Origin of the sequence: Marinobacter sp. (genome assembly GCF_040882185.1) — a bacterium.
Classification (GTDB): Bacteria; Pseudomonadota; Gammaproteobacteria; order Pseudomonadales; family Oleiphilaceae; genus Marinobacter.
Genome location: NZ_JBBEBW010000001.1, coordinates 73,640 through 88,096, shown reverse-complemented (window position 1 = coordinate 88,096; position 14,457 = coordinate 73,640). Strand labels below are relative to the sequence as shown.

Annotated in this window: 15 protein-coding genes; 3 read left to right on the top strand and 12 right to left on the bottom strand. The window is 53.8% G+C overall.

Annotation, left to right across the window (positions count from 1 at the left end; translation table 11 throughout):
- Window positions 1-58 precede the first annotated feature (58 nt).
- Window positions 59-1,069, top strand: a complete 1,011-nt coding sequence (locus tag WEB64_RS00455; RefSeq protein ID WP_368059338.1) for a LysR substrate-binding domain-containing protein — start codon at window positions 59-61, stop codon at window positions 1,067-1,069.
- On the opposite strand, the gene WEB64_RS00450 is transcribed toward WEB64_RS00455, so the two are convergent.
- The 7 genes from WEB64_RS00450 to cspD form a co-directional block, all read right to left on the bottom strand.
- Window positions 1,058-2,023 (bottom strand): GNAT family N-acetyltransferase, encoded by a 966-nt coding sequence (locus tag WEB64_RS00450; protein WP_368059336.1) that lies wholly within the window; start codon window positions 2,021-2,023, stop codon window positions 1,058-1,060. The genes WEB64_RS00455 and WEB64_RS00450 overlap by 12 nt on opposite strands.
- Window positions 2,020-3,171, bottom strand: coding sequence for a cupin domain-containing protein (locus tag WEB64_RS00445; RefSeq protein WP_368059334.1), 1,152 nt, complete (start codon window positions 3,169-3,171; stop codon window positions 2,020-2,022). The genes WEB64_RS00450 and WEB64_RS00445 overlap by 4 nt, the downstream gene beginning before the upstream one ends.
- A 2-nt stretch (window positions 3,172-3,173) precedes the next feature.
- Entirely contained in the window at window positions 3,174-4,541 is a 1,368-nt protein-coding gene (purB, locus tag WEB64_RS00440) for an adenylosuccinate lyase (protein WP_368059332.1), read from the bottom strand.
- Between the two features lie 125 nt (window positions 4,542-4,666).
- The gene (gene hflD, locus WEB64_RS00435) at window positions 4,667-5,308 is read right to left on the bottom strand and encodes a high frequency lysogenization protein HflD (protein ID WP_368059330.1); all 642 of its coding nucleotides are present in this window, start codon (window positions 5,306-5,308) and stop codon (window positions 4,667-4,669) included.
- Entirely contained in the window at window positions 5,305-6,483 is a 1,179-nt protein-coding gene (gene mnmA / locus WEB64_RS00430) for a tRNA 2-thiouridine(34) synthase MnmA (protein ID WP_368059328.1), read from the bottom strand. Before mnmA ends, hflD begins: the two co-directional genes overlap by 4 nt.
- Before the next feature lie 100 nt (window positions 6,484-6,583).
- Entirely contained in the window at window positions 6,584-7,180 is a 597-nt protein-coding gene (locus tag WEB64_RS00425) for a pseudouridine synthase (RefSeq protein WP_368059326.1), read from the bottom strand.
- A 187-nt stretch (window positions 7,181-7,367) separates the two neighbouring features.
- A complete protein-coding gene (cspD, locus tag WEB64_RS00420) occupies window positions 7,368-7,679 on the bottom strand; it encodes a cold shock domain-containing protein CspD (RefSeq protein WP_368059324.1) in 312 nt (103 codons plus the stop codon).
- A 239-nt stretch (window positions 7,680-7,918) separates the two neighbouring features.
- Here cspD and clpS point away from each other — a divergent pair, with 239 nt between their 5' ends.
- Both clpS and clpA read left to right on the top strand, forming a co-directional pair.
- Complete coding sequence (clpS, locus tag WEB64_RS00415; RefSeq protein WP_368059322.1) at window positions 7,919-8,278, top strand: ATP-dependent Clp protease adapter ClpS; 360 nt, start codon at window positions 7,919-7,921, stop codon at window positions 8,276-8,278.
- Between the two features lie 18 nt (window positions 8,279-8,296).
- The gene (gene clpA / locus WEB64_RS00410) at window positions 8,297-10,567 is read left to right on the top strand and encodes an ATP-dependent Clp protease ATP-binding subunit ClpA (protein ID WP_368059320.1); all 2,271 of its coding nucleotides are present in this window, start codon (window positions 8,297-8,299) and stop codon (window positions 10,565-10,567) included.
- A 57-nt stretch (window positions 10,568-10,624) separates the two neighbouring features.
- On the opposite strand, the gene infA is transcribed toward clpA, so the two are convergent.
- The 5 genes from infA to WEB64_RS00385 form a co-directional block, all read right to left on the bottom strand.
- Window positions 10,625-10,843, bottom strand: a complete 219-nt coding sequence (gene infA / locus WEB64_RS00405; RefSeq protein WP_114613076.1) for a translation initiation factor IF-1 — start codon at window positions 10,841-10,843, stop codon at window positions 10,625-10,627.
- Window positions 10,844-10,969: 126 nt separating this feature from the next.
- Window positions 10,970-11,704, bottom strand: a complete 735-nt coding sequence (locus WEB64_RS00400; RefSeq protein WP_368059318.1) for an arginyltransferase — start codon at window positions 11,702-11,704, stop codon at window positions 10,970-10,972.
- A 31-nt stretch (window positions 11,705-11,735) separates the two neighbouring features.
- Window positions 11,736-12,455 (bottom strand): leucyl/phenylalanyl-tRNA--protein transferase, encoded by a 720-nt coding sequence (aat, locus tag WEB64_RS00395; RefSeq protein WP_368059316.1) that lies wholly within the window; start codon window positions 12,453-12,455, stop codon window positions 11,736-11,738.
- Between the two features lie 82 nt (window positions 12,456-12,537).
- Complete coding sequence (gene trxB / locus WEB64_RS00390; protein WP_368059314.1) at window positions 12,538-13,491, bottom strand: thioredoxin-disulfide reductase; 954 nt, start codon at window positions 13,489-13,491, stop codon at window positions 12,538-12,540.
- A 54-nt stretch (window positions 13,492-13,545) separates the two neighbouring features.
- Window positions 13,546-14,457 carry an AAA family ATPase gene (locus WEB64_RS00385; protein WP_368059312.1) on the bottom strand — a complete coding sequence of 304 codons (912 nt, stop codon included), beginning with the start codon at window positions 14,455-14,457 and terminating at the stop codon, window positions 13,546-13,548.

Sequence of the window (14,457 nt, the reverse complement as noted above, 5' to 3'; positions counted from 1 at the left end):
TTTATTTTCGGAATGTAGTCACTTTTTCAAGTAGTGTGGATATCAAGGCGGGCGCAAAATGGATATTTCTCGGGTCGATCTGAATCTTCTGGTTTATCTGGATGTGCTGTTACGTGAAAAGAACGTGACCAAATCAGCGAACCATCTCGGTATTACCCAGCCCGCAATGAGCAATGGCCTGCGTCGCCTACGTGACCTGTTTGGTGATCCCTTGCTGGTGAGAACCAGCGAGGGTATGACACCGACAGAGCGGGCAGCGGAATTGCAGCCACTGGTAAGAAGCATTCTGGCCGATATTGAACAGGCAGTGCAGGAGAAAACGCCCTTTGCGGCCATGGAAAGCCAGCGGGTTTTCCGCATTATGGCCAGTGATTATGCGGAGTCCTGCCTGATGCCCCGAGTTCTACGCCGAATTCGCCAGGAGGCGCCGCATGTCACACTCGATGTGTTAACGCCCAGCGACGTTAGCTTTCTGGATGTTGAGCAGGGGCGTCTCGACATGGCGATTAACCGATTCGACAAGATTCCGCAGTCTTTCCACCAAAAGACGCTCTGGACAGAGTATTTTGCTTGTCTGATGAATGCCGGTAATCCGATACTGAGGCAGCCTTTTACCCTTGATTCCTATTTGGAAGCCAGCCATATATGGGTTAGTAAAACAGGGTTTGGTGTGGGCGTCGGGGTTAACCCGAAAGATGTGCAGAGACTAGGCTGGGTTGATGAAGCCCTTTCCCTGATGGGTCGGAAGCGGCAGATTTCAGTGTTCACCCGGCATTATCAGGTGGCGATGTTGCTCGCGGAGCAACACGATCTTATTGCGACCCTGCCGAGCCGGGCAGCCTGGCTGCAAAAGGACAACACCGGACTCGTAGTCAAGGTACCGCCGTTTGATATTCCTCCTTTTGAATTAAAGATGGCCTGGAGCCCGTTGCTACAACACAATTCAGATCATCAATGGCTGAGACGCGTCATCAGTGGGGTAGCAGAGGAGGTAGACGCAGAATTTGCGCCATTTGGGCGACAGTTTGAGGCGCCTGACGGTTCAGTGCCCCAACACTCAGAGCGGTAACTGGCGTAACTCCAGCGAGGGGCGCCCTGCATCCCACATACGTTGAAAATTGTCAGCGAGACGCTTTACGTGGCCCTGGGCCGAGAAATTGGCGAAACCCTCTGCGGCGTCAAAGCCGTGGCGATAGACCATAGCCGATCGGTCCGCCAGCATGAATGGCTGGCTTTCGCAGGGGTGACCCGGGTTAACCAGTCGTAGCTGGATCTTGCTGGGCAGCCGGCGCATTAATTCGACGATCTGATGTCTGCGTTTAACCAGCGGTTTGTCATCGTGAATCAGCAGCCTTACGTCGCTTAACCGATGGCCCCTTGCCAGAGTGGACAGAATTTCCCGGAACCGGTGGCGGTCGTAAAGGTCATGCCGAAGGGTTTGATCATAAAGCCAGAGCCGCTGCCTGGCCTGATTGACCATCGAGTCGGACAGAGCAACGAGGTCCGCTTCGGAATCGAACAGCCAGGTTTTTTCGTCGTGGTCCATCACCAGGGGGTTGGCGCGATCCTCCCTTTGCGATGTCACCAAAACCGGGGCGTAACAGCGCATATCAACATGTTGGATACCAGCGTCATCATAGGGCAGCGAACAGACGTGGAATCCGGCGCGCTGATAAAAGGATACAGCGGCGAGCTGGGCGGAGAGGTACATATCGTCAAAGTCTGATGCTGCCTCATGCATTATGTGTTGCAGCAATTGCTCACCAACACCTATACCACGGTAAGCTGGCAGCACTGCCATGCGACCGACGTGTGCGGTCTCGGTCCCAGAGGGAAACATGCGGGCCACTGCAACAGGTGTATTATCCGGAAGCAGAGCGAGAAAATGATCTGCAATGCTATCGGTATCATCCCATTCCATTTCCGCCGGTACGTGCTGCTCGTCAATAAACACGGATTTCCGGATTTCCTTGACCGCGCCTGGAGCCAGTTGCCAGCTGTATTTGTGGATCGTCAGAGTCATTCCAGTATCAGGTTTCCGTGGTTATACAGATTCGTTATCAGGCCCAGGAGAGCCTCGTCTTCGAGATAACCCGCCATCGCAACGGTATCGGGTCGGTTGCCTCGGCATAATACCGGCGCCAGCCCGAGGGCTTCGCCGCGCAACAGGTAGCGCTCGCCGTCGACAAACAGCGCCGTTTCAGCATCGCCTTCATGGTAGGCAAAACGCGAGCCTTCATTCCATCGCAGAGTTGCGCCGTCTTCAATCTCCGACAGCAACGCGTCGGGGCTCATGGGTGAATCTGGCGCTACGAGTATGTTGGCTGATTTCGGGACGGTCGCGTACTGGCCAAACCAATAGGCCAGTTGCAGAGGGTCATTGGTGTACCTGGCGATAACGTCGCCGAGCTTACGGATGAGCTCGGGAGAAATGGCACCTGGATTGTCCGGGCATTTCAGATCCGGATCGGCAAGAGGGTTGTTGGTTTCCGGATGAGCGCAAAGAAAATCGGTGAACCCGGTTAACACATCATCCACGGACGGGGCCCGGAAGCCCACGGAAAGCGTAATACAGTCATCAGTGGCAACGCCATGATGGCCGATACCTGGCGGCAGATACAGCATATCCCCAGGGGCGAGGGTGACGGTTTCTTCCCCTTGCCAGCGGCTGAGTATCCTTAAAGGCGTTCCCTCGATCCGGGGTGAAGTCTGATCGCAATGACCGCCAAATTCCCAGCGCCGATGGCCTTCTGCCTGTAGAAGAAACACATCATACTGGTCAAAGTGGGGCCCCACGCTGCCACCGACCGGTGCGTAACTGGCCATAACATCATCCAGACGCCAGTTGGGTACAAACCGGAAAGCTTCCAATATATCAGCCACCTCGGGGACCCAGTGGTCCAGGCCTTGCACCAGCAACGTCCAGTGGCTTTCGGGCAGCGCTTCAAAACGCTCGGGAGGAAAAGGGCCATTTTCAAGCTGCCAGGGCTTGCCGTTGTCAGTTTCAATGACAATACGGGATTCGACGCTTTCCTCGCAGGCTAGTCCAGCCAGCTCATCGGGGGAGACCGGGCTGGTGAAGCCGGGGAAAGCCTTTCGGATGACAAGAGGCTTCTTCTGCCAGTAATCCCGCAGGAAAATGTCTGCCGATAGCCCGCCGGGAATATTCATGGTCAGATATTCCGCGCCTGGTCTTCTGCGTTACCGGCATAGTTGTCGGGCGTCAGTGTGCGTAATTCCGCCTTCGCCGCTTCCGGAATGGCCAAGCCCTCCACAAACGCTTTGATCACGTCAGGAGTCATGGCTTTGCCGCGCGTCAGCTCTTTCAGTTTCTCGTAAGGTTTCTCGATGTTGTAGCGTCTCATCACCGTCTGAATCGGCTCGGCCAACACTTCCCAGGCATGGTCAAGATCGTCATTCAGGCGGGCAGGGTTAATTTCCAGTTTGCTCAGGCCTTTCAGCGTAGCCTCATAGGCGATCAGGCTGTGAGCGAAACCCACCCCCAGATTACGAAGTACCGTAGAGTCAGTCAGATCACGCTGCCAGCGAGAAATCGGCAGTTTTGCTGACAGGTGGCTGAAAAGAGCATTGGCAATACCCAGATTGCCTTCGGAGTTCTCAAAATCAATGGGATTGACCTTGTGAGGCATGGTGGACGAGCCAACTTCGCCTTCTACCGTCTTCTGCTTGAAGTAGCCCAGGGAAATGTAGCCCCAGATATCGCGATCAAGATCGATGAGAATCGTGTTGAAGCGAGCGACGGCGTCGTAGAGCTCGGCGATATAATCGTGGGGCTCTATCTGGGTGGTGTACGGGTTCCAGTCCAGCCCCAGCGCTTCGACAAACTGTTGTGCGTTTGCCGCCCAGTCGATGTCCGGGTAGGCAGACAGGTGGGCGTTGTAATTACCCACCGCGCCGTTGATTTTGCCCATCAACTCAACCTGACGAATCTGTTTAATTTGCCGGCGCAAGCGGTGAACAACGTTGGCAAACTCCTTACCGACTGTAGAGGGCGAGGCAGTCTGACCGTGGGTGCGGGAAAGCATGGCCTGCGCCGCGTGTTCATGAGCCAGCACCGCGAGTTTTTCGATGACGCGATCCATGGCAGGTAAGAGGCCCAGATCGAGCCCCTCGCGAAGCATCAGAGCGTGGGACAGGTTGTTGATGTCTTCTGACGTGCAGGCGAAGTGAACAAATTCCGTGACCGCCTGAAGTTCGGGCACTCCAGCTATTTTGTTCTTGATGAAGTATTCCACTGCTTTTACGTCGTGATTGGTGGTGCGTTCAATATCTTTAATGCTGCTAGCATCCGCCAGATTGAATTCGCTGACAATGACATCAAGAGCCTTGTTGGCATCGTCAGAAAAAGCTGGCACCTCGGAAATTTGCGGATGGGATGCCAATTGCTGCAACCAGCGAATTTCGACCGTCACCCGGTTTCGGATCAAGCCATACTCACTGAAAATATTGCGGAAGACCCGCACTTTTTCTCCGTAGCGTCCGTCGACCGGAGAAATGGCAGTCAGGGCAGTGAGTTCCATCGAAAACCTCGCAATTCATGACGGCTGGGGCCGAAGCAAATGCATGACGTGCTCGCCCAAATACCTGTCGGTTAAAAGTCAGTGGTAAAAAAGGTGCCATATAATACACCACCGGCGGACGGTAATCAGTGGTAAACGGACTCGTTTGCCTTTTCTGCCAGTTCTCTGGCCGTGGCAATCACTTTTTTACGATTGAAGATCAGATGCCACCTCCGTCCACCAGTCTGGCGCCAAAGTACTGCGGAGCGAATGCCGGCAAGTAACAGGGCCCGCACTTTGGCAGCATTTTCTTCGACCCGGAGCTGGTTTGGGTCGCCGGTTACCTGGATACGTAGTTTGAAGGTGCTGATGGTGTCGGTGTAAATTGATGCCAGGTTGCTGGTCAGATTGCGGTGGCCGTAGCCAAAGTGATTAGCGGTATGGCGAGCTTGTCCAATACGGCCTGAGATCACATCCAGCATGTCATTCCGCTTGTTGAGCTTCGCCTCAAGCTGGATCAGGTTAAGGCTATAACGCAGAATTTCCATGTCCTGCTGTTTGCTCTGTTCCCCCAATACCCCGGCAAGAGCATTGAGACCCTCGCGTAAATCCTTCAACTCGCCATACACGGCAAGTGTTGAGTCCGGGTTGGTGGCAAATAATGATCGAACGCAGGCCTCGAAGGTCGAGTTCGAGCATTGGCCTTGATGGGCAAGCTGTTGTACGAGCGCTGCAGCCTGGAATATGCCTGCAAGCGCCAGCGTCTGTTCCTGAATCGATTGGCTCAAGAGAGTGTGCCTGTTGTTTGGAGTGTCGCGTCCGTGAGGATAGGATCGGGCTCGCCGTCCCGCCAGGTTTGCTCAATGACACCGCCACCGAGACAAATGTCGCCTTGGTAGAAAACCACGGACTGGCCTGGAGTTACGGCGCGTTGGGCCTCGTCAAATACAACCCGAAAACCGTCTCCGTGGACGCTCACGTCGCAGGCTTGGTCAGGCTGGCGATAGCGGGTTTTCGCCATACAACGGAAAGGCCCGGATGGCGCTTCACCGGCCACCCAGTCCACGGGGCCGCTGATTAACCCGCGGGAGAACAGCAGCGGGTGGTGTTTGCCCTGAACAGCAATGAGAACGTTGCGGTCGAGATTTTTCTCCGCAACGTACCAGGGGTCGTCGCCAAACTTGCTCATTCCCCCGATGCCCAGGCCCTGGCGCTGACCAATCGTGTGGTACATCAAACCTTGGTGACGCCCGATGACGTGGCCGTCGGGCGTTTCAATGTCGCCTGGTTGGGCAGGAATGTATTGCTTCAGGAAATCCCTGAACTTGCGTTCTCCGATAAAGCAGATGCCGGTGGAATCTTTCTTGTCATGAGTCACAAACCCCTGTTCTGCCGCAATTCGACGCACTTCGGGCTTTTCAATTTCACCAATCGGGAACAGGGTTCGGGCGATTCGGTCGCCGGATACTGCGTGGAGAAAGTAGCTTTGGTCTTTGTTCGAGTCCAGACCTTTGAGCAGCTGTGCGCGGCCACTGCCATCGTCAAGGGGGTGCTGCCGGGTGTAGTGGCCGGTGGCAATATAATCCGCCCCCAACGTAACGGCATAGTCCAGAAACGCTCGAAACTTCACTTCCTTATTGCAGAGGATATCCGGATTGGGCGTACGCCCGGCTTTGTACTCGGAGATAAAGTGTTCGAACACGCGGTCCCAGTATTCGGCAGCAAAACTGGCGGTGTGCAGAGTGATACCAATGTGGTCTGCGACAGCTTGGGCATCAGCCAGATCGGTCATCGCAGTGCAATATTCGGTACCGTCGTCCTCATCCCAGTTCTTCATGAACAGGCCTTCAACTGCATAGCCCTGGTCTTTCAAAAGCCAGGCTGCAACAGAAGAATCCACACCGCCGGACATACCGACGATGACGCGGGTTTGTGATGGGGCTGGGTTTAAAGCAGAAGTCATAAATCGCTCTGACGTAACATCTGACATCAAGCCTCTGCAGTACCGGGCTGCGGAGGCGATTGTCTGAATTGAGGCGGGAAAGTCTACCACTTTCGGCAGATCAGGTCTGCTTTGGGTGTGTTCCTTTGGGCGGTTTTGACTTTGCCGGTTTGGGGGCATGGACTTGAAGTGTTTTGATGGTACCTGGGGCTAGCTCGTCAATAGACCATACGCCTATGCTGTAACGAATCAGTCGCAAAGTAGGAAAACCCACCGCCGCTGTCATTCTGCGAACCTGCCGGTTCCTGCCTTCGCGAATCGTTAATTCAAGCCAGGAGGTGGGGATTGCCTTACGTTCACGGACGGCTGGATGGCGCGGCCAGACTTCAGGTTCTACCATCCTCTGGGCTGCAGCGGGCAGGGTTCTGCCGTCCTTGAGTTCCACCCCGTTGCAGAGCGTAAACAGCGCCTCTTCGGTGATATCACCTTCAACCTGAACCCAGTATGTTTTCGTCATCTTATATTTTGGTGAAGCAATTTTCTGCTGAAGCTGCCCATTGTCGGTGAGCAACACCAAGCCTTCAGAGTCATAATCCAGGCGGCCTGCGGGGTAGACATTGGTCACGTTTATGTAGTTTGCCAGCGTATTGCGACCGCTGGTGTCGGTGAACTGGCAAAGTACGTTAAATGGCTTGTTCAGGAGAATCAGTTTTGACATGGACGGGAATAGCTCACAGCAGTTTGCCTGAATCGCAACTCACGTGGATTAAAAGTGTAAGGCCCCAACAGACAATACAGCGCCATTTTCGGCGCTGTATTGTCTGTCCCGAGGCTATTCGTCAACGACAAAACGCCCTCACGTCTCATTTGAGCGTGATCTGACTCAGACTTTCTACGCGGGTTAGTCAGCCGTTTGCGGCTCTCGGATGATCCGGGTAGGATTCATCCTCAGCATCATCGCTGGCGTTACCCTCAGTGGGCGTATCGCTTTCTGCGGACTGTTTCTGTGGCTGATCCACAGGCACAATGTTCACCGCATGAACGCCCTTGTCACTAGGCTTCTTATCAAAGGTTACTGCCTGACCGGCTTTAAGGGTTTTGTAGCCGTCCATTTGCACAGATGAAAAATGTGCAAACAGGTCGTCACTGCAGCCCTCTTCGATAATGAAGCCATAACCCTTGGCATTATTGAACCACTTTACTTTGCCTATTGGCATTTTGAACTCCCCTGTTCCGTCATTACCTGTCGTTATTATTTGCACAATATTTACATGGCATAACATAATTTTACATTTCAGTAGTAACTGTTGACCAATATGGGCTCTGAGTCAATAGTCAAATCTCTGGTTGGGCAGGGGGTGAGACGTTAATATGAAGGAAGCTTTAGGTCCGGTCCTTGAAAATGGGCTCGGGCACAACCATCTTATGCACATGCACAGACATTCGGTAAAGAATCATGCGGATTATTGAGAATTCTCTACTAGTATTAAATCAGGAGGGCAATGATGAACCAGGGCGTCAAGACGGCCTCAGCGTTGCACCTGCGAAGCCGGCCTTAAAACGGCCCGCCCGCTTTCGGGTGATGCTTTTGAATGATGACTACACGCCTATGGACTTTGTTGTCGAGGTATTGGTGACGTTCTTTGGCATGAATGAAGAAAAGGCGACGCAGGTGATGCTGCTCGTCCATACGCAGGGAAAGGCCGTATGTGGGGTGTATACCCGAGACATCGCGGAAACGAAAGCAGCACAGGTGAACCAGTACTCTTCTGAGTGCGAACACCCGCTGTTATGCGAGATTGAACGTGCGGACTGATAAACCTTGGGGTGGCATATGCTTAGCAAAGACCTTGAAATTACGCTGAATACCGCCTTTAAAAATGCGCGCGACAAGCGTCATGAGTTTATGACGGTCGAGCATCTGTTGCTGGCATTGCTGGATAATGACTCTGCCCTGGGGGTTCTTAAAGCGTGTGGCGCCGATCTGCAACGGCTTCAGGAAGAGCTTGCAGAGTTCGTTGATTCAACCACACCGCTGATTCCAAGCAGCGATAGTGAGCGGGAAACTCAGCCAACGCTGGGCTTCCAGAGAGTTTTGCAAAGGGCTGTATTTCATGTGCAGTCCTCTGGCAAGAAGGAAGTCACTGGTGCAAACGTTCTGGTAGCAATCTTCAGTGAGCAGGAAAGCCAGGCTGTCTATGTGCTCAAGAAACAGAATATTGCCCGGATTGACGTAGTCAATTTCGTATCTCACGGTATTTCCCGGGTTCAGGGCGCTGAAGATCAGGAAGGTGCTGATCAGGCCCCCCATGAAGAGGCTGGTGAAGAAGGCAGTTCCTCCAAACCGCTTGAGGCCTACGCATCCAATCTGAATGAATTGGCGCGTCAGGGCAGAATTGACCCGTTGATCGGCCGTGAGCACGAAGTCGAGCGAGTGGTCCAGACTCTGGTCCGCCGCCGCAAGAACAATCCCTTGTTGGTGGGTGAGGCTGGTGTTGGTAAAACCGCCATTGCCGAGGGCTTGGCACGTCGTATAGTCGATAAGCAGGTGCCGGAGATTATTTCCGACGCCGTGGTTTATTCCCTGGACCTGGGTGCCCTGTTAGCGGGCACCAAGTACCGTGGCGATTTTGAAAAACGTCTTAAAGGCCTGCTATCCGACCTGAAAAAGGAAAAGCATGCCATTCTCTTCATTGATGAGATTCACACTATTATTGGTGCAGGCTCTGCCTCCGGCGGGGTTATGGATGCGTCTAATTTGCTCAAGCCGATGCTGGGGTCAGGTGAGATTCGTTGCATAGGGTCTACGACCTTCCAGGAATTCCGCGGTATATTCGAGAAAGACAGCGCCCTTGCTCGCCGTTTCCAGAAAATTGATGTGAATGAACCCAGTGTTGAGGACACCTATCAGATACTCAAAGGCCTCAAGCCCCATTTTGAGAAACACCACGATCTGAAATACACCGACAAGGCTCTCCGCGTCGCGGCAGAGCTGGCCGAGCGCTATATCACTGATCGCCACCTACCGGACAAGGCCATCGATGTTATTGATGAAGCCGGGGCCCGCCAGCGACTCATGCCAGCGGCCAAGCGGAAGAAGGTCATCGGAGTGTCGGCCATCGAAGATGTGGTAGCAACGATCGCCCGGATACCGCCGAAAAATGTTTCTTCCAGCGACAAAGATCTGCTGCGCAACCTGGAGCGGGATCTCAAGATGGTGGTCTTTGGTCAGGATCCGGCCATTGAGTCACTGTCGACCGCTATCAAACTGGCCCGTGCTGGCCTGAAATCGCCAGAAAAGCCGGAAGGCGCGTTCCTGTTTGCTGGTCCCACCGGGGTCGGCAAGACCGAGGTGACCCGTCAACTCGCCAAAGTTCTGGGTATTGAGCTGGTCAGGTTCGATATGTCGGAGTATATGGAACGCCACACTGTGTCACGCCTGATTGGTGCGCCTCCGGGCTATGTCGGGTTTGATCAGGGTGGTCTGCTGACAGAGTCCGTCAACAAACATCCCCATTGCGTATTGCTGTTGGATGAGATTGAGAAAGCACACCCGGAAGTCTTTAACCTGCTGTTGCAGGTGATGGATCACGGTACGCTCACGGATAATAACGGGCGTAAAGCGGATTTCCGTCACGTCATCCTGGTTATGACCACTAACGCGGGTGCCGAAAACATGGCACGGCGCTCTATCGGCTTCAGTGAACAGGACCACAGCAGCGACGGCATGGAAGTGATCACCAAATCCTTCACGCCAGAGTTCCGCAACCGTCTTGACAGCATCATCCAGTTTGCTGATCTGCAGAAAGAAACCATCACTCATGTGGTGGACAAATTCCTCACGGAATTGCAGGCGCAACTGGACGAGAAGCATGTGGTGATCCACGTCGATGAGCCCGCTAAAGCCTGGCTGGCAGAGAAAGGCTATGATGTGAAAATGGGTGCAAGACCCATGGCGCGCCTGATCCAGGACAAGATCAAACGCCCACTTGCCGAACAGATACTGTTTGGTAGCCTGTCCGAGAATGGTGGTGAAGTGTACGTCAGACTCAAAGGAGATGAGCTCGAGTTCGAATACGAGAACGAACCAGCAGAAGCGGTCTGATAAAAAAGCAAAAAAAAGCCCCTCACAACAAGAGGGGCTTTTTCTATTCGGCTGGAGTCAGCGAGCGCGGTAGACGATACGACCCTTTGAAAGATCGTACGGTGTCAGTTCGACCTTGACCTTATCGCCCGTCAGGATTCGAATATAGTTCTTGCGCATTTTGCCGGAAATATGAGCGGTCACCACATGGCCGTTTTCAAGTTCGACCCGGAACATGGTGTTGGGCAGGGTATCAACAATAACCCCTTCCATTTCAATAGCATCTGATTTCGCCATTCAGTAAAAACCTCGGTTAAAGTGCGATCTGCACTTTCTGGTAATTTTGAACTGCGCAATTCTGCCTGATTTGTCGTCATTTGGCAAAAAATCTGCGGGATAAAACTGTTTGCGCAGGGCTTCTGATTAATCCGCGGTGGCTGTTTTTGGCGAGGCTCGGAGTGTTTGCCAGTGACCGTTAAGCAGCGCTTCGATAGGGCGGAAGCGGGTTTTGTAATTCATCTTTCGACATTCTCTTATCCAATAACCCAGATAGAGATATGGCAACTGTTGTCTCCTGGCCTCTTCTATTTGCCAGAGGATCGCCATAGTGCCGAGGCTTCGGCTTTCATAGCGCGGCTCGAACACGGTGTATATGGCTGAGAGCCCGTCGTCCAGAGCATCTACTACCGCAAGACCGATCAGTTCATCGTCCGTGCGCATTTCAAGAAAATAACTATCGGTGGCGCCTTCAACCAGGAAGGAAGCAAACTGCTCTCGAGAGGGCGGATACATGTCGCCATCGGCATGCCGTTGTTCAATATAGCGTGCGTAGAGATCGTAATAGGCTTCCGAGAAGCGGGCTGGTGTGTAGTGGAAGGTGAGGTCGCTGTTACGCCGTTGCACTCGCCGTTGACTGCGATCAGGACTGAATTCTTGTACGTTGAGGCGCACCGGGATGCAGGCATTGCAGTTTTCGCAGTGGGGCCGGTAATAGTGGGAGCCACTACGCCGAAAACCCAAGGCCGTGAGCTGGCTATATAGCCGCTTATCGACTTTTGCCCTGGGATCGACAAACATGGTGGTGGCATCCCGGTCGTCCAGGTAGCTGCATTCGTGAGCTGGCGTTGCAAAGAAAACGAGCGTTTTTAAACTACTCATTTATTGAACCTCGGCTTGGCTCGGATTGTCATCATGTTCCGCTGGATCCGCCTGGCCAGCGCCATTCCATTGCCCAGGAGGTATGATCCGGCCTGGTTTGAGCGTATTTTTTGAGTATAGATAAAAACTCGCTTCTTGCGATACATCGTGCACCCATCCGCACCAAATGGCTGCTTTCAACCTGGCAATCCATCACCTGGTAACCCCATGCGTCCAGTTGATGGGCAATGGCGACCACCAATGCCTTGGATGCGTCGGTTTCCAGAGAGAACATGGACTCTCCAAAGAAACATTTTCCCAGAGCAATTCCGTAAAGGCCGCCTACGAGTTCGCCCGATGGATTCCAGGCCTCGAAGGAATGGGCAGTGCCCTGATGGTGAAGTGTTGTGTAGGCGGCGATCATATCGGCTGTAATCCAGGTGCCTTCCTCGCGAACGGTAGCGCAGTGGTAAATCACGTCTGAAAAGGCCTGGTCAGCCGTGATTCTGAAATAGCCCTTATTGAGAGTACGTTTCAGGCTTCTGGAGATATGGACTTCATTGGGAAACAGTACACAACGGGGGTTGGGAGACCACCACAGAATAGGCTGGTCATCACTGAACCAGGGGAAAATACCGTTCTGGTAGGCATGGACCAAACGTTGTGGCGCCAGGTCGCCCCCGAGTGCCAGCAGGCCATCAGGTTCTTCCAGAGCTTCTTCGGGAGGCGGGAACCAGAGGAATTCGGTATCCAGCCAGGGCAGGGAGGTCATGGTCGAGCGCCTTCAAACGCGGTACAGGCCGGGCGCGCAGGGCCCAGGGCTTGCGCCGCGCACGTCGGTCTGAGAGATAAAATCAGCCCTGCTGATCCAGGAAACGCTCAGCGTCGAGGGCCGCCATGCAACCGAATCCTGCTGAGGTCACCGCCTGGCGGTAGACATGGTCGGCAACATCGCCCGCTGCAAAGACACCGGGAACACTTGTTTGGGTTGCCATACCTTCAAGGCCGGACTTGATGTTCAAGTAGCCGTTTTCCATCTCCAGCTGGCCCTGGAACAGGTCCGTATTCGGCTTATGGCCGATGGCTATGAAGACTCCCGCCAGTTCGATATCACGAGTGGTTCCATCCTTGGTGTTTTTAATACGCATACCTGTTACGCCGGTTCCGTCACCAAGGACTTCGTCCAGTGTGTGATCCCACACCAGCCGGATATTGCCGTTCTCGGCTTTCTCGAACAGTTTGTCCTGAAGGATCTTCTCTGCCCGGAGGCTATCCCGTCGATGCACGAGGGTGACTTCTTCGGCAATGTTAGAGAGATAGAGAGCTTCCTCAACTGCAGTATTGCCACCCCCGATCACGGCCACTTTCTGCTTGCGATAGAAAAAACCATCGCAGGTTGCACAGGCAGATACGCCCTGGCCTTTAAAGGCCTCCTCGGAGTCGAGTCCCAGATACATAGCGGTAGCGCCGGTTGCGATGATCAGTGCATCGCAAGTGAACTCTCCGCTGTCTCCCTTGAGCCGGAAAGGTCTGGAGCGTACGTCAACCTCATTGATGGTGTCGTACACAATGGTGGTTTCGAACCGCTCCGCGTGCTTGAGCATGCGCTGCATAAGCTCTGGCCCCTGGACCCCGTCGTTATCACCTGGCCAATTATCCACATCGGTGGTGGTGGTCAACTGGCCACCAACCTCAATGCCGGTAATGAGCGTCGGATTAAGATTGGCGCGCGCGGCGTAAACGGCAGCAGTGTAACCTGCGGGGCCGGAGCCAAGAATGATCAAACGGGAATGTCGGTTGTCTTTCATGGTGAGTCTCTCGTTACGGGTTCCGTGATCCTAATAACTGGTGCTGTTTTGAGATTATTCAATCACTGAAACGGTATTTAACAATTGCTGTACCCGATCCTTACTCTTACCACTTTCTCCCTGTTCAAGCCTGTGTTCAGCGATAGAAGGGAAAACGGCCTGTATGTCATCGGGCAGAACATGATGCCTGCCATTCATCAACGCCCATGCCCGCGCGGCCCGTACCAGGCCAAGCCCGGCCCGGGGTGAGAGCCCATAGACTACACCAGGCATACGACGGCTATGGTCCAGCAAACGCTGGACGTAATCGAGCAAAGCGGGGCTGGTGGAAACACGACCCACAGCCTCCTGGAGCGCTAGCAGATCGCTCTGGCTTAGTTGAGGTTGCATTTTTGCGGTCATGGTTCGGCGGTCTTCGCCTTCCAGCAATTCCCGCTCCGCCCGAGGATCGGGGTAGCCGAGTTTCAGCCGCATCAGGAAACGGTCGAGCTGGGACTCGGGTAGCGGGTAGGTGCCGCCCTGTTCCAGGGGATTCTGAGTCGCGATCACAAAAAACGGGCGAGGAAGAGCGCGAGTTTCGCCTTCAATTGATACCTGCTGTTCTTCCATGGCCTCGAGCAATGCACTCTGAGTGCGTGGCGAAGCACGATTTATTTCATCGGCCAGTACGACTTGAGCGAAAATCGGCCCCTGATGGAAAACCAGAGCGCCAGCTTCCTTGTCGTACATTGAAAAGCCCAATACGTCAGCCGGAAGCAGATCACTGGTAAACTGAATACGCTGATAGCTGAGGCCGCTCACCCGGGCGAGAGCGTGTGACAAAGTGGTTTTGCCCATGCCCGGTATGTCTTCAATCAACAGATGACCCCGGGCTAGTAATGCGCACAGGGACAAACGGACCTGATGATCTTTGCCAAGCAGAATACTATTGAGTTGAGCTATCGTTGCGTCGATCAGTTTCTTCAT

What these genes read in the sequence shown, in the direction of transcription:
- mnmA (WP_368059328.1), bottom strand. Translation starts at nt 6,483, where the DNA reads ATGACTTCTGCTTTAAACCCAGCCCCATCACAAACCCGCGTCATCGTC.
- WEB64_RS00450 (WP_368059336.1), bottom strand. Translation starts at nt 2,023, where the DNA reads ATGACTCTGACGATCCACAAATACAGCTGGCAACTGGCTCCAGGCGCG.
- WEB64_RS00385 (WP_368059312.1), bottom strand. Translation starts at nt 14,457, where the DNA reads ATGAAGAAACTGATCGACGCAACGATAGCTCAACTCAATAGTATTCTG.
- WEB64_RS00445 (WP_368059334.1), bottom strand. Translation starts at nt 3,171, where the DNA reads ATGAATATTCCCGGCGGGCTATCGGCAGACATTTTCCTGCGGGATTAC.
- aat (WP_368059316.1), bottom strand. Translation starts at nt 12,455, where the DNA reads ATGACCTCCCTGCCCTGGCTGGATACCGAATTCCTCTGGTTCCCGCCT.
- clpS (WP_368059322.1), top strand. Translation starts at nt 7,919, where the DNA reads ATGCGGATTATTGAGAATTCTCTACTAGTATTAAATCAGGAGGGCAAT.
- cspD (WP_368059324.1), bottom strand. Translation starts at nt 7,679, where the DNA reads ATGCCAATAGGCAAAGTAAAGTGGTTCAATAATGCCAAGGGTTATGGC.
- WEB64_RS00455 (WP_368059338.1), top strand. Translation starts at nt 59, where the DNA reads ATGGATATTTCTCGGGTCGATCTGAATCTTCTGGTTTATCTGGATGTG.
- purB (WP_368059332.1), bottom strand. Translation starts at nt 4,541, where the DNA reads ATGGAACTCACTGCCCTGACTGCCATTTCTCCGGTCGACGGACGCTAC.
- infA (WP_114613076.1), bottom strand. Translation starts at nt 10,843, where the DNA reads ATGGCGAAATCAGATGCTATTGAAATGGAAGGGGTTATTGTTGATACC.
- clpA (WP_368059320.1), top strand. Translation starts at nt 8,297, where the DNA reads ATGCTTAGCAAAGACCTTGAAATTACGCTGAATACCGCCTTTAAAAAT.
- WEB64_RS00400 (WP_368059318.1), bottom strand. Translation starts at nt 11,704, where the DNA reads ATGAGTAGTTTAAAAACGCTCGTTTTCTTTGCAACGCCAGCTCACGAA.
- trxB (WP_368059314.1), bottom strand. Translation starts at nt 13,491, where the DNA reads ATGAAAGACAACCGACATTCCCGTTTGATCATTCTTGGCTCCGGCCCC.
- WEB64_RS00425 (WP_368059326.1), bottom strand. Translation starts at nt 7,180, where the DNA reads ATGTCAAAACTGATTCTCCTGAACAAGCCATTTAACGTACTTTGCCAG.